The organism is Neptuniibacter sp. QD57_21 (assembly GCF_047778075.1).
In the GTDB taxonomy this organism is placed as follows: Bacteria; Pseudomonadota; Gammaproteobacteria; order Pseudomonadales; family Balneatricaceae; genus Neptuniibacter.
This window is the reverse complement of the sequence record NZ_CP180549.1, coordinates 1,080,595-1,104,607: the sequence shown is the minus strand read 5'-3', so window position 1 is coordinate 1,104,607 and position 24,013 is coordinate 1,080,595. Positions and strand designations below refer to the sequence as shown.

The window sequence follows — 24,013 nt, the reverse complement described above, 5'->3', positions numbered from 1 at the left end:
TTTTACAGTAAATCAATGCTTCTAAGATTTTGAAAAATTAATCTTGCGAATAACTCGACTCGATCTCTCGAACCTGTTGCTGATAAACCTGAGTAAACTCATCGCCAAACAAAGCGTTAAAATCATCCTCTGCTTCAGAAACAAGTTGCTGGTATGCGTCCTTATACATCTCCCAGTATTTACCTTTCCGGGAAAGGACAAACTTCGAAGTTAATTGCTCTTCGAGTGATTCAGGTCGAAAACGCTCTAGCATAGATACAATCGCGCTCTGCATACCCGACATAACTGCCACTTGATGAGCTTTTGCATCCACAACCCCTTCTTTAACTGCCTCATGTGCAGACATATAACCTTCAGCCTCGGTCAGCAGTTTGATCATCGCTTCACCTGAGTTCTGGCTAAATTTAAGAGGGTTATTCTGTTGAGCACCAATGCGAGTAACATCCATGCCAAACTCTTTTTTTACATCATTACGGCTAAGCAAAATCTCCATAATGCCTTGAGTTAAAACTCGCAGCATCTGACCTGCAGAGAACATAATCTCTTCTTTATTTCGCCCTACAAGATCAGAAGGTTGAACATCTAAACCCTGTAAAAATGCTTTAATCGCTAAACTATCAACATCACTTTTAGGAGCTTGCTGGGCCGGACTTTGTTGAGCTGAAGCCTGCTGAACTATAGCCTCCTGAACTAAAGCCTCCTCAACTACAGCCTCATGAACTGGAGCCTGTTGAACGGTCGAAGGAACCGGCTGCACTTCAGGGATTAGTGCGTCACTGATCTGTGAACTGACATGTGCTGCATTGACCTCAGGCATCACAACAGCCTGATCATAAGCATCCAAATGCTGCTCCATGTAAGGCTGCTCTACTGGGACAGGCGCTACTGGCGCATCATCCATAGTTACAGCTTGCATAGTTACAGCTTGGGCAGCATTCTGCTCAATACTTACGGAGGTAGCTGGATCAGCAAAATGCTGCTCATGCGACTCAACCTCATAGCCATCAACATGTCTAGGAGGCATATTATTTTGCGGCGCTATGGAATCGTAAAAATCTGCAGAGGTCGTGTGGGGAATATTAGGCAGTGGAACTTTATTTACAGGTGCTTCAATTTGATCAGAGGCACCACCATCAGAGAAGAAATCATCGATGGAAAAAGCACCCACTTCTTGGGCAGCTACTGGCTGAGCAGACTCGATAAGATCAACTTGAATCTGACACTCCCCAATATGCAGTAGATCACCACTCACTAAGCGATGACGATGCCCTCGTCCTAAGTGATGCCCTGCATTAACTTGAGTACCAGGAGTGCTTGTATCTTCAACAAAGAATTGATTATCGGCGCGGTAGCAACGGGCGTGGTATCGGGAACAGTAACGCTCAGGATCTTCGACCACAAAGTCATTATCTGGCGCACGACCGATAAGAACCTCGTCTTGATCAAACTCGCGCATTTGAGAAACAGCTGGTGCCAATCCCCTAAACGCAATAAGTCTGAGCTGCAAAATAGCCGACATAAATCATCCCTACATTAAAAACCAACATCCGTATTAAATGAAACAAGGCTACTTACTTAATGTAATTTACTACCATTGGATCAATTTGTGCAGGCAAGATACAGCAATATAAATGAGAATAAAAGCCCCATAAAACCCCTTTTTTTTTGGGTAAATGAGAATTTTTATTCGCAATAACAAAACGAACATTAATTCAAAAATAAATATTATTGCTTTGGCACACAACCTGCTAATAAAAACAATTAACTTATTTAATGCATTAGGTTATGGTGACAAACTTTATTTAGATGCGGGAAGCATCTTTATTTTTACTGGCCCAACCTATAGGAACATAAGAGGGAACTTACATGTTTCTGAAAGCGGATGAAGAACGCTTTTTCTTTAACATTGCAGAGCAAGACGATACCTTTCAACTCGTACGTATGAGTGGTTTTGAGACCCTCTCAACGGCTTTTGAAATATCGTTAGAAGTTGTATCTGAAAACCCAGAAATAGACCTCGTCTCGCTTCTTAACCGCTCAGCAGTGGTAAAGCTTTTGGATCAAAGCTGTGATGAAAATGAGCATACTCGCTACATTCACGGCATCATTTCTACCGCAGAACTAGGTGAAACCGGGGTTAAGCAAACCACCTATTACATCACCCTTGTTCCCAAGTTATGGCCGCTTCGTTATCGAATAAACAGCCGTATATTTCAATTTAAATCTGCACAAGAAATCATTACTCAAACCCTTACAGAATCTGGCCTACAGACTGATGAATTCCGTTTTGAGCTTAGTAATCCCTATACACCGAGAGAATACTGCGTTCAGTACAGAGAAAGCGATAAAGACTTTATTCAACGCCTGTTAGAATTCGAAGGGATTCACTACTACTTCGAACACCACTATGACAAGCATATCCTTGTTTTTACTGATTCATCACTAACTAATCATCCGATTAGCGGCGAAAGAGAGCTGCCCTACTTTCATGATGCTCAAGGTGCAGTCCGCGAACAGCACATCTTCAAATTCCGCTATAGAGAGGCCGTTAAAAGTGGCAAAGTATCCATACGAGATTACGACTTTAAAAAGCCCAATCTCACTCTAACTTCTGATGATAGCCACGAACTAGATACCCCTTTGGAGATCTACGAATACCCTGGTGAGTTTATTGAATCTGATCGCGGTGATGCTTTATCAACGAATTTAAACCAAGCGAATAATAGTTTTAGAAAACATATTATTGCCGAATCAGATATTAATAGATTACTTCCTGGCTATAGTTTTGAATTAACTGATCACGAAGTTGAAACGCATAATATTGAGTATTTAATTACTCACATTGAGCATAATTGCGCGCAACCACAAGTATTAGAAGTTGGCGCAACAACCGAAGGCTCTAAATATACCAACCTTATTCACGGTATACCTTTTACAACGCCTTTTACCCCAGCAAGAAAAACACCTCGCCCCAAAATAAAAGGTACCCAAACGGCAATTGTTACCGGTCCCGAAGGTGAAGAGATTTACACCGACGAACACGGCCGCGTTAAAGTGCAATTCCATTGGGATCGCGAAGGCCAGATGGATGAACAAAGCTCCTGCTGGATACGGGTCAGCCAAAACCACGCTGGTGGCGCTTTCGGCGGCATTTTTATTCCACGTATTGGTGAAGAGGTCATTGTCGATTTCCTAGATGGTAATCCAGATCGCCCTATCATTACCGGCAGGGTCTATCATGGTTTAAACCGCACTCCTTACCCGCTTCCTGAGTGCAAAACCATGAGCACCATTAAAACCAACTCCACAAAAGGCGGAGAAGGCTTTAATGAGATCCGCATCGAAGACTTAAAAGCTCAAGAACAAGTTTTTATTCACGCCCAAAAAGACTTTGATCAACGCGTTAAAAACGATCACAAAGAATGGGTCGGCCAAGATCATCACTGGATACAGATCAACAACGAATACCGTGAATTCCGCGCGAAAGAAAACGCCTTAACGGACGGTAACTTCCATCGCCAAAGCGACAATGATCAGCATCTTATTGTCGATAAAGAACGTCATATCCAGATCAAACAGAATCAAACCACCGGTGCCGGTCAAAATATCCATATCAAAGCGGGTAACAAAATCGTACTCGAAGCTGGCGTTGATATGGTTTTATCCGCCGGTGGCAGCGGCATTAATGTAAACCCGGGCGGCGTAACGGTTAACGGTGCAAAGGTAAACCTTAACTCAGGCGGCTCAGCTCCTTCGGCGCAAAAAGCCTCACCTATTCCACCAACACCACCGCTTGAAGCAGATATAGACAAAGCAGGTAATGTGACGCCGCAGTTGGCTACAGAATCACCTTGGAGTGCATCTGCACTTATGGCCCACCGCATGGAGAGTGATCGCCAAGCGAACCTCCCAATTACCGAAATGTGCCAGCTACAAAAAGATGGTAGCTGCCCGCTAAGCCACTGCCCGTGCGGTAACAACAAATGAAGCTCAATAATCTAATTACTCGGCTAAAAACAGATATCGATAGTTCTCAGCGCCTGTATCTACTCGCAAGCCCTCATAAAGAGATGCTGCGCGATCTCTATGCAAACACTGATACCTATCGAGCGCCTCTATTTGAAACAACTCCACTAGAGTCTTTGAGTCATGCCAGCCCATGGCTGTGCGAAATCAAAGAACAGAGCGCGATTCTAAAAGTGTTTGAACATAACACCGAAACAAAAACAGGTTGGCAAGGGATCTTAATCTATGCGCCAACAGAGGTTAGCTTTTCACAATTGATCACACTGCTCCGTAATCGATTGTTTGTAAAATTTGGAAATGAACAAAAAGGCGTACTGCACTACCAGCTTCCCGCCGTGGCTCACTACCTGCTCTCGGAATCATCTAAAGCCGACACCCTTGAATGGATGAACTGCATCAGCGCCATTATCTGGCATTCACCGTTAGCAAACATTCAAGATGAGATCGCTTGGAGAGTCCAAACTAATGAAGCAGCTGATAATCAGCTACAAGTTGTAAATACCAACCAAGATTACGCGCTAACCGAAACACAACAATCAGCTTTAAAGATTGGGCCGATCGATCAACTGATTCTTAATTGGCAAACAAGTGATGAGATTGAGCTAAGCCTCTCTGAATTCAAAAACATACGAGCACTGACCATACAGGCTGAAACCCTCGACATGTTTAATAACACAGAGATGACCCATCTATTTTTCCAAGCGATCAACCAACACCCTGATCACGCGAAAAAACTATTAGCCCAGCTTAAAAAGTTAGACAACCCCCAACGTTTATCGCTGCTAGAAAGGATGCAACAACAGGACATGGAGTTACACAATGCAGAATAACGGCCATAAAAAAGCAGCCTGTGAAAAAGACCGTTTTCATATTGAAGTCACGGGTATCAACCATGGGGATGAACACCAAATACGCTTTTACGATACATTAGATAAAACGGCTAAAAGCGGTATCGAGGCGACTAAACAAACACTAGTGCTTGATGAAACCACCATTTACGATTGGGATTGGACTGGCGAAGTTTCCAATAACGTCTGGTTAGAAGTTAAAACCGAAAAAGGGGAACCCATTAAACTGCCCCTTTTCCGTTCTGCCTATGAAACCAAGCGTAAAGAAAACCAAGAGCAAGACTACCTCCTCCATGCCTGCCTACCCTCACTATTTATGCAAAGTGTGGATGCAGAATATAAGTTGGATCATATCGCCCCACCCCGTGGAGGCTTTATCTATATCGCTTATAAAGCCCCTTATGGCTCAAGGTTCCAAGTATGGCGTGAAATCGAAGTAATCCCCGGTGACGAATATACATTCCGTGATGTGAATCTACAGTCTTTTCGCGAAACACCCGTAAACCACTTGGAATGGGCGGATAGCCTTAAGTCGAATCCCATCAAAATAGGCAAACGTGACACTACCGGTGTACCACTCACAGAGATCTGGATTCCCGGTAAAAGAAATGGCTCCAAACTTGATGGAAGTGTTTTGATCGCATTCTCAGAAGTACAATGGACGGCTGAGCGCATCAACTATTTAGAGCAAAACCAAGACCAACTTAAGCTCCGTATGAAGCGAAGTAAAATTAGCAAAGTCTCGAATCTACAAGAAATGCGCAACCGCTCACCTGATATAGAGATGCTAGTATCAGATGCTGTCGAATTAACAAGGGACGTTAAAGGCACCTTCCTAAAAGAACGCTATGACGTAGTCAAAAAAGAACAAAAACTACTCGCTGATGATACAGAGTATGTATCCACCGCTTTTGGAGACCTACGCTGCAAAGCAGATTACGCACTACGAGCAACCGCCTGCGCTATCGCCAACGACAAAGAACCTCTGTTTCCAGAAGATATCTGGACATCGGAGCCAGAAAAAGACTGCTGGGCTCAAGCAAAACAAAACCACCTACGCACATTTACAGCTGAAGACCCTTTATTTAAAGTGCGAAATCACGTACACCTAATCCAATCAGCCAGCGCTTATTTTCAACAAATAAAACAACTCTGTGAAGACAAAGACCACTTCCTTAGCGCCGAACTTATCTCACGCCTAATTCTGGCAGAGAACCATAATGGCAAGCGGAACGAGCTGCGTAAGTACAGTAAATATATGGACTTAAGCAGCAACGGCACCTTTCATCGCACCTTACGCACAGCAGAACGCAGCCAATACACAAAAGAGATTCCAGCAATGCAGTATGGGCTATCAAAACTGCTGAGCGATAAAACCTTAGTACAAAGTATCCGTGACATGGGTGCCCTAAACGGCGTAAATGCTGCCACATCTCACCTCTTCTGTTGCCCTGCTATCAATGCCCTACTGATCGATGCAGAAATGGATAACCCTCTGATTGCGCCAGAAGAAAGGAAAAAACACGCGGCAACTAACACACTAATAGCAATCATCGAAGAAGACAGCAGTCACCCTCTACACCCAGTACTGTTTCCTAATAAAACAGAAGTCCCCTTAGACGCTGCCTATATCCCACCCGCACCCAAAAATGATGGTTCAGGCCTAGCAACAACAGCAAATTTAACGCGCTGGAACGAAACTAATCTGAACCTAGATGAAGAACTACATACCGTAGAAATAGGTATGGCTGCAGCAATTTTTAAAGCCACCGATACAGAAACTGACGAGGGATTCGGAGTTGTTCGCCGCGCGATCTTATTTACTGATGAAATTATCTCTATATACAGTAATGCCGTTCTTAAAGTGATCAGCTCAGACCAGCTCAAACAAGTTAGCTATAAGACCCAGTTTGAAAAGGTTTTTGTTAGTAACCTAAGACAACTAAAGGCAATCGCTAACGAAACCCTTAAAGAACTGCGTTTTGATGATGTAAGTAATGTTATATCTGGGAAGCATCTAATCATTGGCGTGGAAGGCGATGGTTTAAAGTGGGGATTAACTGGTTTAGAAAAAGATAAATATGAGAGGAAACAAAAAGCGGCCTTTAAAATACACAGCCCTGATACTAATCAGACAGTTAACCTCAATTCAAACCCAAAGACAGTTAAACAAGGGCTCGATACTGACCGAGGCGTTACCGCACTGAAAGGCCTTAAACTGCTTCACATTCCTGTAGATGAGCTTACTGAGCAACAACGACTTGACCTATCACTGGGTTTACGCGCACAAAGAACCATTACGAAATATAGGGTTCCTTATTTTATTGCTGCACTGGAGTTGATTAATCTTTCCAGAGTAATAAAAGCTTTCAACTTTGACGAAAAAGCATTCTCAGGTCTCAATACCCTAAGCGCAACCCTTGATCTTACTGTAGCAAGCCTTCAATTATTAAAATTTATTTCTAATAGCTACACCCCGAAATGGACCCAACAAGTCGTCGCAATGCCTAAGCTAGCAAAGCCCATTGTAGCGCGCCTCAGCCCGACATTAGCAAAAACTATTCCTGGAGCAATCTCAGTATTGAACATAATGTCTTTTGGTGCGGGCGTATTTACGGCAGTAATGACCTATTGGGAGGCTCTAAGGCTTCTTGAAAGGCAAGACAAGGATGCCGCCATCGCCATGGGTGTCGCAGGTACAGGACTATTACTCACCTCATTCTACGGAATTATCACTAAAGCTGCGCTAGGGCCTATAGGCTGGTTAATTATTGCAGGTACTTTGGCAGCTCTTGCTGCCGCAATATTATTAACTGATGAAGAAATAGAGATCTGGTTAAAACATGGTCCTTTCGGATATGGTTCCGATGCAGAAAAATACGTAGATCTAAATAATGATCCAGCCTTTGCGTGGTATCACCTAATTAATATTATGCTCAATACCCAAGTTAAAATTGAGCCCCTGAAACAAGGAAAACTCCCGGCTGAACATTACCAATACCTTAAACAAACCGGCATTGACACCCAAATTACAGTCAATGGGAACATCCAAAGTCTGCTTTCTAATGAAGAACATCAGGCCAACTATCAACTAGATCTACAAGAAGTTGAAATAAAGCGCCAAATGAGCGGTGGTAATATAATGGGAGGGCATCCCATTAAAACAGGCAGGGCCTTCTCAAGCAAAACGCTATACAGTTTTCAGACCGATCATGGCATGATCCATTATTTAAAGTCAGCTACAGGTAAAAGCCACCTAGGAGCAGCCCAAAAGCTCGTTAATAAAACCTATTCTGAGTGGCAACTCAGGTTAAAACTTCAGGTAAACGATTACAGCTTTCCAGCTCCGGAGATGCATAAAGGCAAAGCTTCGCTCAGTAAGATCAGTGACCATCCTGACTTTTCCGACTCCGATCAGCTAGGCTGGCTAAGCGATTACGAAAAAGGGATTGAATATTAATATGGAACAGCACTACGCAGACACCGCCTTAAACTCTACCAAGTTACCAAAGCAAGAAAAATCAGCTCTCGATACAAGCCTACTTAGCAAGTTTAAACTAGCCAATGCCACTAAGCTTAACTTTAACAGGGTAACGAACCAGATACCCGGCTCATTTTCAGGGGACATTGAGTTTAATGAATATAAAGACAGGACCTTGGAAAGCCCTTGGAGCCATAATAGCTATATCAAAGGAAAAGGAAATATTTGGTCAGTTTTGTTCTTTTTTATTGGTTCGTTTACCTATGTTCTTTTAATATCTTTCTTACCCATTACTATCATAGGCCTTTGTTTAATTTATGGTATAGCTATATCTGAGAACGAAAATACAAGCGAATTTAATACTTGGTTTATTGAGTTCTCTCTTTATTGCTTTTCTTTTTTTGTGGTTTGCGCTCTCTATCAGCTTTATTATCGAAAACTCGCCTACATCAACGATACCCCGCCTTTCTTTTTGAAATTCTATCGCGAATTCGAGCTCTGCCGCCAAACTGGCATGGTCCATATTTATAAAAAAGATAAAGAAGTATTCTCTGCACCTTTCTACGAATTCGACTGCTACTTAGCATCAAATCCGGGTAACTACGGTGAACTCTTTTACACCATGCAGTTGGTACATCGATATCAAGGTACAAAGCACACAGTAGATTTAGGTGGAATCATCGGTAATTCTGCCCCGCCAGAAGAGTATTACCAACTTTGGAATATGATGCAGCAGTACATGGATATCAGCCGCCCGATGCCGGATAGCATTATGTCTGAGGCCTATCGCCACCTAGACCCTACGACTGCTGCTTATGACAAAGAAACTGGCCGTGATAGCCACTTTTGGCGCAATATGACTCCAAAAGAATACAAAGCTGAAATAGCCCGTAGAGAAGAAGCGCAAAAGAGCATTCCTTTGGAAGGTGAAGACATCATGCGCTGGAAAAAACCAGACGCACCTTTTGTAGCTTAAACTACAAAAGAACCAAATAGAGCACTAGCCACTATAAGCAAAGCGTCCTAGCCTCTCGCGAGCAAAGCGGTCTATACATACGGAAATACTACATTATGACGGATCAGCACTATTCAGAAACAGCCTATAACTCAAACAATATTCCTGAGACTGGACCTTCCGAGTTAAAACAGACTGTATTTCGAAAATTCAAGCTCGCTAATGCTGATCGCTTAAACTTTAATCAAATCTCAGGACAAGTACCCTACTCACTGTCTGAAGAAATTGAATTAGACGACTATAAAGATAGGAAAATGGCATCTCCGTGGGATCACCAAACATACACTAAAGGCAAAGCTAACTTTGGCTTAGCGCTATTTTATTTTATTGGTGTTTCGACAGAGACCTTCTTAAAATTCTTTCTGCCTGTAACCGTAGTGGGTTTTATATTAATGTATTCAGGGCTTTACTTTGATGGTAATCATAATGATCCTGAGGCCCTTCTAACGTTAAAGATTTTATTGTACTTTTTTTGCCTTTTCTTCGGCTCAAGCGCTCTATTCCAGCTTTACTACCATAAAATCGCTGGCCGAAACGGCAAAGTCCCTTTCTTTATGAAAATACGTAAAGATTATGAGCTAAGCCGCCAAACAGGCATGGTACATATCTATAAAAAAGATAAAGAGGTTTTCGCCGCTCCCTTCCATGAATTTGACTGCTATCTCGCGTCCAACCCAGGCAATTACGGTGAGATCTTTTACACCATGCGTTTAATTCATCGCTACAACGGCTCCAAGCATACTGTTGACCTAGGCGCTTTATTGGGCTTCACAGCTCCTATTGAAGAGTATTATCAGCTTTGGAATATGATGCAGCAGTACATGGATATCAGCCGCCCGATGCCGGATAACATCATGTCGGAGGCCTATCGCCATCTAGATCCTACGACAGCAGCGTATGACCAAGAAACTGGCCGTGATAGCCACTTCTGGCGCAATATGAATGAGGAACAATATCAAGCCGAACTCAAGCGAAGAGCAAAAGAGCAACAATCCATTCCTCTTCAAGCGGAAGATATATTACGCTGGAAAAAACCAGACGAACCTTTCGTAGCTTAAAAATGGAAATGACTTGGACGCTAGCCACCAGAAGCGCAGCGTCCTAGCTACTCGCGAGCGAAGCGGTCTATAAATACGGAAATGCTACATAATGATGGAACAAAAGTACTCAGAAACGGCGTACGATTCTAACAACATACCTTTATCCGAACCTTCTGAGCTAAAACAGACCGTCTTTGGTAAATTTAAACTAGCAAATGCCGACCGCCTTAACTTCAACAGAATTTCAGGGCAAGTGCCTTATTCCTTGTCCGAAGAAATTGAGTTAGACGATTACAAAGATCGGAAAATGGCATCCCCTTGGGACCACCAAAACTATACAAAGGGCAAAGCAAACCTCGGCTTAGCGCTTTTTTATTTCATTGGAGTTTCGACGGAAACTTTTCTAAAGTTTTTCCTCCCTTTGACAATACTCTCTTTAATAATGGGATACACAGTATTGTACTTGGATGGAAATCATAACCACCCTGACGCCCAAATGTCGTTCCAAGCACTCTTTTACTTTTCTTGCATTTTTTACGGCTCAAGTGCTCTATTCCAGCTTTACTACCATAAAATCGCTGGCCGAAACGGCAAAGTCCCTTTCTTTATGAAAATACGTAAAGATTACGAACTCTGCCGCCAAACAGGTCAAGTTCATATCTACAAAAAAGATAAAGAGGTTTTCGCCGCTCCCTTCCATGAATTTGACTGCTATCTCGCTTCCAACCCAGGCAATTACGGTGAGATCTTTTACACCATGCGTTTAATTCATCGCTACAACGGCTCTAAGCATACTGTTGACCTAGGCGCTTTACTTGGCTTCACCGCACCTATTGAAGAGTATTATCAGCTTTGGAATATGATGCAGCAGTACATGGATATCAGCCGACCAATGCCGGACAACATTATGTCTGAGGCCTATCGCCACCTAGACCCTACGACAGCGGCGTATGACAAAGAAACTGGCCGTGATAGCCACTTCTGGCGCAATATGGATGAGGAACAATATCAAGCGGAACTGAAACGCAGAGCAAACGAGCAACAATCCATTCCTCTTCAAGCGGAAGATATATTACGCTGGAAGAAACCGGACGAGCCTTTCGTAGCTTAAAAATAGAAAGGACTTGGGCGCTAGCCACTAGAAGCGCAGCGTCCTAGCCTCTCGCGAGCGAAGTGGTCTATACATACGGATATGCAACATCATGATGGACTATAACTCCTCAGAAATAGCCTCTTACTCTAACAATATTCCTGCACTGATTGGTGAACATACTTTCCCGACCCCGCCGTTAAACAAAGAGAAAGAAGCCGGCAGCCCAAGCACCACCCCAACCTTTACCAAAGGGGAATACTGGTGGGCCGATGAATTTGGCTGGGAACAATGACAGGACTTATGATGAATAAAATTGAAACACCGCAAGGCAAGTATCAAGATAGCGTCTGGGACAGTCAGTATTACAGCAACCAGAAACCCCGTCCCGAACAGGGCGTCCTAACAAAGCTTCTACAGGGCGGCGATCCGCTGCCGTGGAGTCGGGCTAACGAAGCTGTTCCCGTTAGTATGATAGAGGAGCCCACACCAACCGAGATCAAGCAGCGCCTTAAAGAAAATAAAGGCGAAACCCACTGGGATGAGAACCAATACAATGCAGGGTCATTAAATAAATGGGGGTGGATCTATTTTTATTTAACTATGTTTGCTAAAGGTGCAGTAGTAATACTAGGTCCAGTGTTTATTTTAACCATAATTGTCTTACCAATAATTCACGAAACACTTCAATACGCTGACCTTACAAGCACTATATACGTATATACAGTATATATATTCCTCCCTTCAGCCCTAATCTGGGGCTACTTCGAAGCTTCGGGCCGTGGATACTTGCCCATGCCTTGGTTTATGAAAGCAGTTAAACATTTTACCTTCAGCCGTAGCACTGGCAGGGTGACACGGTATAAAAACAATAAAGAGCTTTACAGCCACCCTTTCTCGGAGTTTGACTGTTATCTGGTCAGTACTCCCAACCATCAGGGGATACTCAGCTATCAACTCCATCTGGTACACCGATATCATCGCTACTCCGACAGCATTCCCCTGCATACCTTCACCACCAGCGAACAACCGGATGAGTTAAAGCGAATCTGGAACCTGATACAACGCTATATGGACACCAGCCAGCCGATGTCTGATGTACCGGAACTGGAGCCTGCCCGAGCAAAAGACCCCACCACGGCGGCTTGGGATGCTAACAACAATCGCAAACCAGATTACTGGTTCTCCATGGATGATGTTGAGTTTGAAGAGGCACTACTTGAACTCCAAGCCGAGCAACGCTTTAAGCCTACCCAAGGCCCAGAGATCGATCTGTTTAATGGCGGCACCCAAGCTGGATGAAACCAGCGCAAGAATAAGCGGACTGAATAAAAAGGATTTTTATGCGCGAAATTTACCAATGGATACTAAATTGCTTTGTGCTAACCATGGTCATTCTGATGATTGCTTTATCTCTACCTGATGGAGGAATATTAACAGGTATGTACCTTGTCTATGCAGGCTGGGTTATTGGGCTGTTTTGTCTTGTTATATGTATTGGTGCTAAATCCCGGCGTGTTAAGTTAGTTTCAGGCGCAATCGCAGGAATACATGCGCTATTTTACTTAGCCGTTTTTTTATTCTTCCTATCTTCACCGGTATCACTACCTGGAATACTTTAATATAACTAAGTCAAAATAATTAGAGTCAGAGTAATTTTTAGCATGAATAGCATTAAATTTACTCTGGCCTCGTTCAAGATTGAAAAGACACTGTAAAGGCTTCGGCGCTAGCCACTAGAAGCGCAGCGCTCTAGCCACTAGCTACTTCAACCAATAATCACATCACCCGATCCAGCTGCTATAGAGCCGCCGCAATCAATGCCATCACCCACTCTTGCGGCAGGCTTGCCATTGATAAATACAGTGCCCGAGCCACCGGATATAGATCGGCCATGTGGAGGGCAATTGCCGCAGCCATGAGGAGCTAGTGGATCACCTTGTCTTGCCGCAGGAATTCCGTTGATTACTACATCGCCACTTCCAGCAATGACAGGTGTAGGTGGAAAACATCCATGGCCTGAGCCTATATCGCCTAAACGGGCCGCTTTTGACATGATTCTCTCCTTAGAAAAATTCCAATTCTTTATTTAACGTTTCTTAATACCAATAGATCTTCTTTAAGTAACTGAACCTCTACATCCAGTTCGCTAGCAGTGCCGCCTAGCGGTACAGATAGATAGAGATTCACTGAATCTAAAAGCGCGTGCTGTTCTGGCAGCATGGGGCGATTCTGCGCTTTTATCTGGACTCGGTAGACTCTGAGATCAACGACCTGCCAATCAGGATTATCCAGAAGCAGGTTGGTACTGGTGATTAATGGGTCTTCGACAACAATAGCAGGTCTTTCATCTCGCGTTAGTAACATGGTGCCGGTAATAATTGATGTCACAACTAGGCCTATTAACAACGCTAATAAGATCTTTTTATATGAGACATGCTGTGCTTCAGCAGGTTGATGATTATAGGCCGGTTCAGACTTAGGTTTTGACAATTCCTCAAGCCTTTTCCGTGTATTTAACGTACTGCTCTCTACCAGATTTTCAGATCTCTCGCTGATTGTATAAGCCGGTGTTTGCGGAGGTTCTGGTATGACAGCGGACGAATTCGGATGGCGAAAAGCTGCAGCTTGATTCGCACTTTGCTCATCCGCTGTTTGAGCGGGAGGCAAAGTTGAGTCAACCACTTCGGCCAATTCAGGCTCGTTAACAAAACCTGGCTGCGTGCAATCTTCCACCTGAAAGACCTGTTCATTCACCAGATTACGACGTTGCGCTCGGTAGTCGGCGGTTGAGATTTTTCCAGCCGAATGCTGTCTACTTAATGTTAGAAGTGTTGTTGCCATTCCCTACCCCTATAACGACCGGACAAGTCTAAAACCAGTTTTCGAATCAGCCGAAGCGTTGCGGACTAAATCCACGGAGCAATTCGACATCTTATCGGCGTAATGCCCGCCCGCTGCTTTAGCTACACCTTGATGAATAACCCACTCTTGAACGTTACCTAGATAGTTGATCATGCCCCAGTTGTTAGCTGATCCACTGCGAACAGACACTGGTGCGTGCCCTTTCAAGATGGTGTCACCCTGCATTAAACGACAGTTAAAGTTATTCGGCTGGCGCTTATTCCCGGACAGTGCAGCATGCTTCCACTGCTTGTACTTAGGTAAACGATATTGATGACCGGTTACCTGCGTTAACCATTTTGCATACGCCACTGCTTGGCTCTGACTAACACCCGTAACCGGTGATCGACCACTACCAGAACGCACACTACAACCCGTTTGCTTACAGTACGCGTTGTAATCATCAATGCTTATTTCAAATTTACTTATTGCAAACGGTCCACCAGCACCAGAGGGAATTACAATCATGTAAGGCGCTTTGGTTTGCTGCGAAACCATGTCATAGCAAACCGCTTTAACATTACGACCTAACCCTGCCAGGCTAGGCGAACAGGCTTTACCTGTAGCCGTGACTTTCGGCGGTTGCACGCTTGGCTTTTGCTCGGTTACTTCTGGTTTAGCCTCTTCTGTTTTAACCGGTTCCGGCTTTGGTTCTGGGGGCTCTGGTTCAGGAGGCTTAGTTGCGAGTTTATTAAGTTTGATCTTCTGAATTTCTGCATGGTCAGGGTAAAGCTCTTTGGCTTTCCTGATTAGTTTGTTTGCAGCTTCAGCCCTGCTTCCCTTTAACTGCTCATACCGGTTAAGCACGGCATTGGTCAGGTCGGTATGTAATTTTTTAGCTCTCTCGTCTTCCAGTTCCGGCTCTATTTCGGTCAATTGCTGATGTGCTGATACAAACGAATCATACGAGATACTTCTGATTGCCTGTCCAATACGCCACAATTTAGCATCGCGGTTATAGCCAGCAATTTTTTCATCAATCACGGTAGTATCAACAGAGTACTTCTTAGCCGACTCTAATAACTGCGCCGCCTTAGACAGCCTGGTTTGCCGCGCTAATTGGTCAGCTAAGCGTAAGTATGTTTCAACAAAAGCAGGGTTCGCTTCACTCTGAATATAAGGGTCATTCTCACCCAACATTGTTTGCAGTTGCTTATAACTTTGTTCGGCACGAGGGAGGTCATTCGCTTGAAGCTGGGTTTGTAAGGTTTGTTTCAAGCCCTGAATTTCTGCCTGCAGCTTCTTAATCTGCTTATCTTTTTCCCAAGCTGTTTGGCTCGCCGTTATCTGCTGCTCTAAGCCCTTGAGTGTGCCTAAGCTTGGGTCAAAGGTTTCTGCTTTCGCTAGCAGATCGAGAGCCTCTGAGAAGCGCTTTTCATCCGAATATTGCGAAGCAACTTTTGATAGCTGCAAAGCAATATTGGTATTCAATGAAGCAATCTGATGCTCTGTAGCACCTAATGAACCTATCTCTTTTAAGCTTTGATTGAGCTCAGATTCCCAATTGGCGTTTTGACTAACTTGCGACAACTGCTGAGAAATGTTCTGTTTAAGCTGATTAAAACGTTCTGATTGCGCTTGTTCTGCTAACCCTTGATCAAACGTGTTCAAGGCACTTTCTATTTGAGGGTTATCAGGAAAGGCCGTGTTATATTCAGTAAGTAATTCAGCAGCATCTTTTAAATTGCCTTGCTGTTCAAGTTGCTCAGCTTGGTTTAGATAGCTCGATGCTAAGCGCTGCGGAATATCTTTAAGCAATGGGTTATCTGGTCTTAATTGCTCGACTTTATCCAATGCCTGTTGAACATCATTAAGAAGCGATGAATTTAATGGCTGAGTCAAAAGAACATTCAGCTGCTTCTGATAATCAGCAATTTCTGCGTCCCTGTCCGCTTTAAGCTGCTTCATATCACCTGAACTCGAGGCGTTGCGGTTTTGTTCAATAATCTGCAGTTCTGTATCAAGTAATTGGCTAAAACCGGCGTCAGTATTGATACTACGTGCTTTCTCTATCAATGAGATTGATTGCTCCCATTGACTGTTTTCACGTGCGATACGCGCATCTTTCAAATAGGCTTTAGCTAAACGTGTTGCGACCGTTTGCTTAATTTCAGGCGGAGCCTCAAATTGATCTAACAGCCTTGCGGCTTTGGCCAAATCACCTTGCTCGATCGCCTTAAGAATCGTTTTTTCATTCTCAGCCAAAGAGGTCTGATATGACTGGATACCTTTCTCAATTTTCTGGCTTAAATCATTGGATGCAACATCGCTTAGATAGAGCTGGTATTGAGCAAACTGATCTTTGGCTGAAAACCATTGTGCCTCCGTCATCATCTTAGCTAGATTACTTTCAATTATCGGGGAGGCTTGATTCTTAAACTGGATTAACGTCTTACTTTGTGGCGCTAATCGATTAAGCTCAGATACCGCCTCTTTGAAAGAAGAGAGATCAGAGAGCTGTCTCAGTTCGTCAACAGAGGCTAACTCTTTCTCATAATTTGAAATGAGTTTAGCTTGCTCAAAACGACCTTTTAGCTGCTTCATTTGATTGTCAGCAACGAGAATGGCCTGATTCTCAGGAAAAATCCCTTTAGCCACCCCACTCACTGTTTCAGCACGTTCAAATTGGTTTTGCTCAACTAACCAATCAACCGCTTCTACCATCCTATGAGGAACACGAGGATCTTCAAGCATCGGGTTTTTATAATCGACTCGCTTGATGGAATCAAACAGTTTCGGGAATTGCTCTATCTTTTCAATAAATAGGTTTAGTTCGCTACTCAGATAGTTATTCAGCTCAATATTTAACTCGTTGAGACGGCCTGCTTTACGTTTACTAACCAATTCCCTTTGATCTGATAAACGACGAGAATCCTCATAGATCTGTAATGCTCTTGCTGCAACACGTTCGGCTTCAGCGTATTGATCTTCATTGATTTGGTCATTCATTCGAGTGATGAAGAATTTCGTCAGCGAGCTTTTTACCCGCGTATCGTTGAAGTAACGAATACGTTCTTCTTCAGGCATGCTCTCGACTTCACCCAACCAGTTTAAGATGTCACTTTCTGAGCCATTCTTTAAATCATTGGCTAAATCATCCAGCTCCTTTTCATCCAGAAAATCTCTAACTGGGAAGTAAGCCAAAGCCGATAAAACGGTCGCCGCTAAAGGCCACACATACCATTTGGCCAATAAGCCCGCTTGCTGTGCTTCTGGCAGGAAGCCTTGGAGGAATTGATCTACCGAATGCGTTCTAAGTGCAGGATCAAAGCTTAAACCTTGCTTCAATGCCTTCCACTGTTTGCGCTTTAAACTCTTAATCGGCGCAGGCGCTAGCCCCTTATCTCTTGCCTGATCAGCAGGGACTTTCTTACCTTTTTCAATAAAAGGATGCTTACCGGTTAATAGCTCATAAGTGATACAAGCCAGAGCATAAATATCATCTTTAGGGTCAGCCTGGAACGCACCTTCAAGCATTTCTGGGGATGCATAGTTAGGCGTTAATGCACCTAGTTCACCGGCATCAAATGTATCGGCTTGCCCCTCTTTTGCAGCTCGTGCGATACCAAAATCAAATACCTTGATCGTGTTTTGATCGAGGAAGATATTACTGGGCTTAAAGTCGGAATGAACGATATCCCTTCGGTGCGCATAACTCAGCGCAGCACCCATTTCTGCTACATAGCGAAATACTGTATCAAGAGCTAAACCCTTTGGATTCGCCTTAATGACCTTGTTAAGCGGCTCACCCAACATCAGCTCCATGGTCATATAAACATGGTGCTGATCGCGGTCAAAATCGAATACGTTTACGATATTAGGGTGGGCAAGGTTCTGTGTTTTTCGTGCTTCGCGCTGCAAGGAACGAAGCGATTCTGGATGGTCTCTAAAATTATTATTAAGGACTTTAATCGCGATTAATGTTTCAACGTCCAGAGCATCGATACGGCGTTGGTCCTCAGCTTTAAAGACATCCCCCATACCACCGCAACCAATAAATTCTATTAGTCGGAAGCGGTCTTTAATAATAGAACCAACATTGAGAGTGTGATCTGTTTTATCTGACTCGCCCTCGAAGGGCTTGGACCATTTTGCTGTTGTACTGGTATTACTCGTTCTCGATGTCGGTGAGGTAAAGCCAGAGCGATCTCCAGCTACGTCGATCTTTGTTGCATCATCGCTTCGAACAATTTGTGTAGCATCGTCCCGCTGAGCAATCTGAGTATGGTCTTCATCCTCATTCACCATCACTGCTTGGTCGGTTTTAGCTACAACCGTTTGATCTTCAGAATCGGATGTAGGATTAGCTGATATTTGTGTTTGATCTTCTGCCGCTATTTCAGTGCCATCCTCTGTAACCGCTTCGGGGCTTGGAGCTTTATGACGCGCGACAAAGTAATCAACGGTCTCCGTTAGCTCCTTAGCTACAGCGGCCTCGATATGACCGGCCTTAACTAATTTAGTTAAACCCTCTTTGATACGATCCGCATTTTTAGAATCGCTTATTAGGGTGGTTTGAATAACGGTCTTTAATGACTGTAAATCCGTTTCGCTACGAATATAACGTTGTAGCTCAGCCTTAAATAACTCCATGACTTCTACTTAAAGCTCCACTAGATACTTTCTATTTCTTCAACACTAACCAATACGAGCGTTATATTGTCCTTTGCCGACCGCTCTAAGCATTTCGACATTAAAAGATCGATGCCTTGGTTAATATCGCGCGCTGATTGATTCAGGAGCTGAGTCAATTCGTTCTCACCTATCTCTTTATCCAGGCCGTCGCTGCAAATAAGGAAAAGGTCGCCAGCCTGCAAGGGTCTTAGATCCATATCGATAAAGAGGGAATCATTTGCTCCGACCGCACGCGTAATCACATTCCGTTCAGGATGATTGGGTACATCAACAGGGTTGATTCGTCCCTGCTCTAACATCTCTTGAACAAGCGTGTGATCAACCGTTTCTTGGTTAAGACAACCATTGCGAAGTAGATAAACTCGGCTGTCTCCACACCAATAAACCAAGTACCGATTGGTATCGAAGATAAGACCGGCCACCGTAGTACCAATGACTTTGCCATTGCCACCCGCCATGTTCAGTAACTCTTGGTTTGTAGCAACTAGCGTGTCTTCTAGCCTGTCTATGCGGCAAGCGAGGTTTTCTCCTACTGGGAGTTTACTTAGCCGCTCGACCACCAGCTGACTTGCAACATCACCAGCATGATGTCCGCCCATACCATCCGCAACCGCCCAATGGGCCTGCTGATCACAGGTGTACAGCGCATCTTCGTTGATTTTACGGACATGCCCCGTTTCAGTTCGGGCGACTGAACGCCAGGTAAGCTGTCTAGACATCTGCACACTCCCCAGCATATTCAATACCTGCAATAAAATGCGAAAAGTGCTCAGTAGCCGGTAAGCCCGAGCTCACCAAGAATTGCGGCTCTACACCTTCAGTCCCTTCGCTCATCCATAAAACGGGATATTCCACCGCAGTTACCAGATCTAAAAAATGATACTGATAACGCATAGAGTGAATATTTTGCATCAATGGTAGTTCGCCTTTGACAGCTTGTAGCTCAGTAGGCGGAGAGATTGGTCTCAGCGCTAAAGCATCTACCTGTTCACAAAATTGATCGAAATTAAAATCCAGCTCTAAGGTATCTAAAAGCAGGTCTTCTATTCGTTGATAGACCGTTTCTTGTGCTAATACCTGCTCATAAGTCACTAATCGTTGATGGACTGGCAACGCGATTAAGCAGGGAAACTGACGACCGACTTTGTCGATACTTGGGATAAATACCCCCATCCAAGGGTTTTGGTCGAACACACCCGCAGATATGAAAAAGCGCCAGATAGGAGCAACGGTATAACGCGCATTCCAGTCCTCACCTAAACAACCTTTTGCCGCATGTAACCCCTGTTGAAACCACTGATCAAAGTTATCGACCAACGACCGTGGTAACCCTCTCGTCACAAAGTCGCCACGACACGGCATTTTGCCGTAAAAGCCAGCTCTCTGCTCCATTACAGCGTCTCCGGGCAGTAAAAGCCTGATAACAAATCATGACCAAATGGGTTAATAGCACTCAACGCTCTTAATTCGAACATCGCTTTATGGCCCTGTTCATCGAAGGTCACTTGGTAAATGGCTGGATTGTTGGTTTTATTTAAACTTGCACTATTCAGCACTCGGAACCAAGCCCACGGACCAATTTCTGAACGAGAGGAAAGCATGCCCACCTGACTTTGAAGTGACATCGTTACACTATCGGTACTAGGGGTTGGCCAATTAAGGTTGATTGGACGTCGAGGACCATGACGGTAGGTAATGTTCTGTTCACCTAACGTCATTTCAAACTTTGAAACTCTGGCATCAAGACTTAGCGGTCGCATCACAAAAGGAACAGATAGTTGACCGTTACGGAAGAACAATTCCTGAATTTTGCTGGCTCTTTGAAGCTGCGCTAGAGTTCGATTTGATAAGCCAATAGACTGGCCATCGACTTTGCGTTCGACCCAAGTCCGCCCTTTGGTATCAACAAAATCTCTTAGGTAGTTTTGGAAAAACGTATCCAATGTTCCCTGTGGCGAGAAGAAACGCGAGAAGTCTTCTAATGTCGATTCAGTTGGCGAATTAGAATCAAGTGGGAAACGTCCTGCAACAAAGGCTTTACACTCTTGATACACCTGAGTCTGCCAAAGTTGGTTTAACTCATCTAACGTCCCTTTAAGCATCATCTGCCAGTTTTGAGTACCTAGATCACCTACCCAACCCTGCATCACTGGTGGCAAGCTATGTTGGTAGCTGTTCACTTTGCCTATTGGGTCCTGGCCGCCTTGTGCTAATCGATTTTGTGCTGCATCGAGTGCACCTGTGCTTGAGAAGGATGAATTCGCAACACTGTCCATATACAAACCGAGATTCGCCAAGTCATCACTTAAACGATCAAACAACGTGCTATTACCGCGACGCTCAAGTAGTTTGTGATACGGCGCATAATGACGTTCTACACGCTCACCAAGGTTGCCGCCTAACTTATCTAGCAAACCTGATTTTTTAGCATTTCGTAATAGCTTACTAACGCGTTGTTGCTGAACAGCAGCTTTTTGGTTCAAACTCGCGACAGAACGTGCAAGCTCTTCGCCCCCTTCACCTTGCCCTGCTGCGATATATTTAGTCAGCGTCGTTTGCTCTTTAACCGCTTCTAAAAGATAACGAACTGGGCTATCAATACCGGCTGAAATGCTCACCTGACGAACGCTATCTCGAGCATTGGCTGGACGCTTAACGGTTAGATCATCCAATAAGCCATCCCAGTTTTTAATGTAATCCGCGTAGTAAAGGTTGAGCACTTTACGCTGCAGTGCATCCAGATCGATATTAGCCTGTTGATAGCGCTCACCCATAACCCAGTTGTTTTCAAGGAAGCGTTTTGAGATCTCTACACTGTTCGGCAGGAACAGTTCATAAAAACCTTTTTTGGTAAAGAAACCAGGCATTACAAACTGTTTTAAGTCCTGACCCATTTTGCTTTTGAAGATATCAAAACCATAAGGGCCTAGAACGTCATCGAGAATAAGATCATGCGTCCGGCTCTCTTGTAGCTCCCGTTTAACTGCCTGATAAACCTGCTTTTCCAACGGATCACGCGATAGGTTTTTACGTGCTTCGGTGATGATCTTGTCGTTCATAGCGACAGGGGAAAAGCCATCATTGAGTAGTGTATCTAAATGTACTTCTAGGTGATTTAACTCTTCATCGGTTAGTTCGTTATCAGCTTGCCAATCGAGCATTGCCCAGCTTTTGAGGAGCTCAGTATCGTAGTCACGGACACCACCGTACATCAGATAGACGCGCAGCAGCTCATACAGAGCATTGGTGTCGCGTGGATCATTCGCAATGATCAGCTCTTCTATGCGCGCAATAAGTACAGGTAAGAACTGGCTTTCTAGCCATTTGCGATAGGCACTGTCGGTACCTTGTTTAACCTTATCGCCCTGAAAAAGACCAAAACCATGATCGATCCCAGCAGATGCATAAACATGAGGTAATTTTTGAAGTTTATCTAAGCTTGGCAGTACCGCTCTAAAATCAGCACTCGCCAAAGGTTCGGTTACTTGAAGATTCTGTACTTCTGCTAATTCGGACGCAGATTTTTCGATACTTTGATTGTTATTGAAGTAAGACCACGCCCAAGCACTGCAACCAACACCTACAACGAGCAGCGCTGCAACCGCACTTAAACGTTGAAGCCATGTTTTTCTGCGTAGTAAGCCTTGATCAAGTCCAGCAACACCTGCTTCGCCAATAATGACTTTGGTTAGCAGGTCACGAATGAAGAAGCTTTTCCCTTTACCGGAGCCGCCAACCATTGTTGCACGACCAAAACCGAAGCTGCGCACAAGATTACCCAGCAAGCGATCGATCGGCGATCCAACCTGCGTACCACTCGTGTAGTAAACACCTCTAAGTAATACGGGTTCACTGTAACGGCTACTAGAGAATGTTTCAGCAAGGAACAGAGACACAATATCTCGCAAACCCGCAAACTGACTTGGGAATCCAAGGATTAATCCGCGTTTGTCCGGATCGTGCTCATGGTGTAAACGCTCTAATACTTGCTGTTGCAGACGCGTGCTTAGCTGCTGAAAACGCTCAGGGTATTGCTCAACAGGAAGGTCACATTGTCCGCTGGCATCAATACCAAAAGTTTCACCCCAAACTTGTCCACGCGCATCTTTGTCATAACTGTCAAAGAACTCGCTAAAACCGGGAATCAAATCACACTTGGTAAAGGTGAAATAGATCGGAAATTTAATACCAAGATTGTCTTGTAGCTCTTCTATACGGCGGCGAATGGTTTTAGCGCACTGACGACGCTCCTCGTCTGATTGCTGCATCAGATCGGCCATACTCATAGCGATGATAGCGCCGTTAATCGGTTGCTGAGGGCGGTTAAACTTCAACAACTCCATAAACTTTTGCCATGCAGCTTTATCAACCGATTCATGACTATCTTGAGTCGTAAAACGACCAGCGGTATCTATCATGACCGCTTCATCAGCAAACCACCAATCACAGTGGCGCGTGCCGCCGATGCCCTGAATAGCTTCACTGCCCATTTTATCTGCAAGCGGGAAATGAAGGCCCGAATTAACTAAGGCTGTTGTTTTACCTGAGCCAGGAGGGCCAATGATGACGTACCAAGGCAATTCGTATAAGGCGTACTTTCCCTTTTTACCCTTGGAATTCAGAACTTCTAACGCATCATCAAAACGTTCACCAATAACGCTTTGTTCTTCTGCTGTCGCTTGCTCTTCACGTAGCTCTACTTGATGGTTGCTGGAAAGGTTTTCCATCAACTGCTCATTTTTCTTTTTCGACTGCCAATGCAACCGAGCAACGTTGGCACCCCATAATGCAATAACGATAACAATTGCTAATAATCGAGCAAAATCAGAAGATAAAAAGTACGTATCAGCAATCGCGATCAACGGGCCAACAAACCAGATCAACAGAGCGACACACACCAGACCTAACAGTTGCAGAAACCACTTATTCGTTACAAAACTAACAATCTTTTTCACGACAAAACCTGTTTTTCAA

The 24,013-nt window shown here is 44.2% G+C and carries 16 protein-coding genes; 9 read left to right on the top strand and 7 right to left on the bottom strand.

The genetic code is table 11. The features are described from left to right. Positions 1-37 precede the first annotated feature (37 nt). Positions 38-1,519 carry a type VI secretion system-associated FHA domain protein TagH gene (tagH, locus tag ACMXYS_RS04785; RefSeq protein ID WP_415897763.1) on the bottom strand — a complete coding sequence of 494 codons (1,482 nt, stop codon included), beginning with the start codon at positions 1,517-1,519 and terminating at the stop codon, positions 38-40. A gap of 347 nt (positions 1,520-1,866) precedes the next feature. Between tagH and ACMXYS_RS04780 the strand changes: the two genes are divergently transcribed. The 9 genes from ACMXYS_RS04780 (at position 1,867) to ACMXYS_RS04740 (ending at position 13,122) form a co-directional block, all read left to right on the top strand. Further along, positions 1,867-3,987 (top strand): type VI secretion system Vgr family protein, encoded by a 2,121-nt coding sequence (locus tag ACMXYS_RS04780; RefSeq protein WP_415897762.1) that lies wholly within the window; start codon positions 1,867-1,869, stop codon positions 3,985-3,987. After that, positions 3,984-4,856: a DUF4123 domain-containing protein gene (locus tag ACMXYS_RS04775; protein WP_415897761.1), complete on the top strand. Its 873-nt coding sequence runs from the start codon at positions 3,984-3,986 to the stop codon at positions 4,854-4,856. Before ACMXYS_RS04780 ends, ACMXYS_RS04775 begins: the two co-directional genes overlap by 4 nt. Then, positions 4,846-8,334, top strand: coding sequence for a hypothetical protein (locus tag ACMXYS_RS04770; RefSeq protein WP_415897760.1), 3,489 nt, complete (start codon positions 4,846-4,848; stop codon positions 8,332-8,334). The genes ACMXYS_RS04775 and ACMXYS_RS04770 overlap by 11 nt, the downstream gene beginning before the upstream one ends. 1 nt (position 8,335) lies before the next feature. Next, on the top strand, positions 8,336-9,331 hold the full coding sequence (locus ACMXYS_RS04765; RefSeq protein WP_415897759.1) for a hypothetical protein: 996 nt from the start codon (positions 8,336-8,338) through the stop codon (positions 9,329-9,331). A 95-nt stretch (positions 9,332-9,426) separates the two neighbouring features. Beyond that, positions 9,427-10,428, top strand: a complete 1,002-nt coding sequence (locus ACMXYS_RS04760) for a hypothetical protein (RefSeq protein ID WP_415897758.1) — start codon at positions 9,427-9,429, stop codon at positions 10,426-10,428. Positions 10,429-10,519: 91 nt separating this feature from the next. Beyond that, positions 10,520-11,521, top strand: a complete 1,002-nt coding sequence (locus ACMXYS_RS04755; protein WP_415897757.1) for a hypothetical protein — start codon at positions 10,520-10,522, stop codon at positions 11,519-11,521. Positions 11,522-11,612: 91 nt separating this feature from the next. Continuing rightward, a complete protein-coding gene (locus ACMXYS_RS04750) occupies positions 11,613-11,795 on the top strand; it encodes a hypothetical protein (protein WP_415897756.1) in 183 nt (60 codons plus the stop codon). A gap of 11 nt (positions 11,796-11,806) precedes the next feature. After that, positions 11,807-12,802, top strand: a complete 996-nt coding sequence (locus tag ACMXYS_RS04745) for a hypothetical protein (protein WP_415897755.1) — start codon at positions 11,807-11,809, stop codon at positions 12,800-12,802. A 41-nt stretch (positions 12,803-12,843) separates the two neighbouring features. Next, positions 12,844-13,122: a hypothetical protein gene (locus ACMXYS_RS04740; RefSeq protein WP_415897754.1), complete on the top strand. Its 279-nt coding sequence runs from the start codon at positions 12,844-12,846 to the stop codon at positions 13,120-13,122. Positions 13,123-13,268: 146 nt separating this feature from the next. On the opposite strand, the gene ACMXYS_RS04735 is transcribed toward ACMXYS_RS04740, so the two are convergent. Genes ACMXYS_RS04735 through tssM form a run of 6 tightly spaced genes read right to left on the bottom strand, consistent with a single transcriptional unit; the run spans position 13,269 to position 23,994 of the window. Beyond that, positions 13,269-13,556, bottom strand: a complete 288-nt coding sequence (locus ACMXYS_RS04735; RefSeq protein ID WP_415891242.1) for a type VI secretion system PAAR protein — start codon at positions 13,554-13,556, stop codon at positions 13,269-13,271. Between the two features lie 29 nt (positions 13,557-13,585). Next, entirely contained in the window at positions 13,586-14,344 is a 759-nt protein-coding gene (locus ACMXYS_RS04730) for a hypothetical protein (RefSeq protein WP_415897753.1), read from the bottom strand. Positions 14,345-14,353: 9 nt separating this feature from the next. Next, on the bottom strand, positions 14,354-18,997 hold the full coding sequence (locus ACMXYS_RS04725) for a protein kinase domain-containing protein (protein WP_415897752.1): 4,644 nt from the start codon (positions 18,995-18,997) through the stop codon (positions 14,354-14,356). Between the two features lie 20 nt (positions 18,998-19,017). Further along, positions 19,018-19,758, bottom strand: a complete 741-nt coding sequence (locus ACMXYS_RS04720) for a PP2C family protein-serine/threonine phosphatase (RefSeq protein WP_415897751.1) — start codon at positions 19,756-19,758, stop codon at positions 19,018-19,020. Then, entirely contained in the window at positions 19,751-20,431 is a 681-nt protein-coding gene (gene tagF / locus ACMXYS_RS04715) for a type VI secretion system-associated protein TagF (RefSeq protein WP_415897750.1), read from the bottom strand. The genes ACMXYS_RS04720 and tagF overlap by 8 nt, the downstream gene beginning before the upstream one ends. Continuing rightward, positions 20,431-23,994, bottom strand: coding sequence for a type VI secretion system membrane subunit TssM (gene tssM / locus ACMXYS_RS04710; protein WP_415897749.1), 3,564 nt, complete (start codon positions 23,992-23,994; stop codon positions 20,431-20,433). The genes tagF and tssM overlap by 1 nt, the downstream gene beginning before the upstream one ends. Positions 23,995-24,013 lie beyond the last annotated feature (19 nt).

Coding starts and splice junctions, on each gene's coding strand:
- ACMXYS_RS04725 (WP_415897752.1), bottom strand. CDS start 18,997: ATGGAGTTATTTAAGGCTGAGCTACAACGTTATATTCGTAGCGAAACG.
- tagF (WP_415897750.1), bottom strand. CDS start 20,431: ATGGAGCAGAGAGCTGGCTTTTACGGCAAAATGCCGTGTCGTGGCGAC.
- ACMXYS_RS04780 (WP_415897762.1), top strand. CDS start 1,867: ATGTTTCTGAAAGCGGATGAAGAACGCTTTTTCTTTAACATTGCAGAG.
- tagH (WP_415897763.1), bottom strand. CDS start 1,519: ATGTCGGCTATTTTGCAGCTCAGACTTATTGCGTTTAGGGGATTGGCA.
- ACMXYS_RS04770 (WP_415897760.1), top strand. CDS start 4,846: ATGCAGAATAACGGCCATAAAAAAGCAGCCTGTGAAAAAGACCGTTTT.
- ACMXYS_RS04730 (WP_415897753.1), bottom strand. CDS start 14,344: ATGGCAACAACACTTCTAACATTAAGTAGACAGCATTCGGCTGGAAAA.
- ACMXYS_RS04735 (WP_415891242.1), bottom strand. CDS start 13,556: ATGTCAAAAGCGGCCCGTTTAGGCGATATAGGCTCAGGCCATGGATGT.
- ACMXYS_RS04755 (WP_415897757.1), top strand. CDS start 10,520: ATGATGGAACAAAAGTACTCAGAAACGGCGTACGATTCTAACAACATA.
- ACMXYS_RS04745 (WP_415897755.1), top strand. CDS start 11,807: ATGAATAAAATTGAAACACCGCAAGGCAAGTATCAAGATAGCGTCTGG.
- ACMXYS_RS04765 (WP_415897759.1), top strand. CDS start 8,336: ATGGAACAGCACTACGCAGACACCGCCTTAAACTCTACCAAGTTACCA.
- ACMXYS_RS04750 (WP_415897756.1), top strand. CDS start 11,613: ATGATGGACTATAACTCCTCAGAAATAGCCTCTTACTCTAACAATATT.
- ACMXYS_RS04760 (WP_415897758.1), top strand. CDS start 9,427: ATGACGGATCAGCACTATTCAGAAACAGCCTATAACTCAAACAATATT.
- ACMXYS_RS04720 (WP_415897751.1), bottom strand. CDS start 19,758: ATGTCTAGACAGCTTACCTGGCGTTCAGTCGCCCGAACTGAAACGGGG.
- ACMXYS_RS04740 (WP_415897754.1), top strand. CDS start 12,844: ATGCGCGAAATTTACCAATGGATACTAAATTGCTTTGTGCTAACCATG.
- ACMXYS_RS04775 (WP_415897761.1), top strand. CDS start 3,984: ATGAAGCTCAATAATCTAATTACTCGGCTAAAAACAGATATCGATAGT.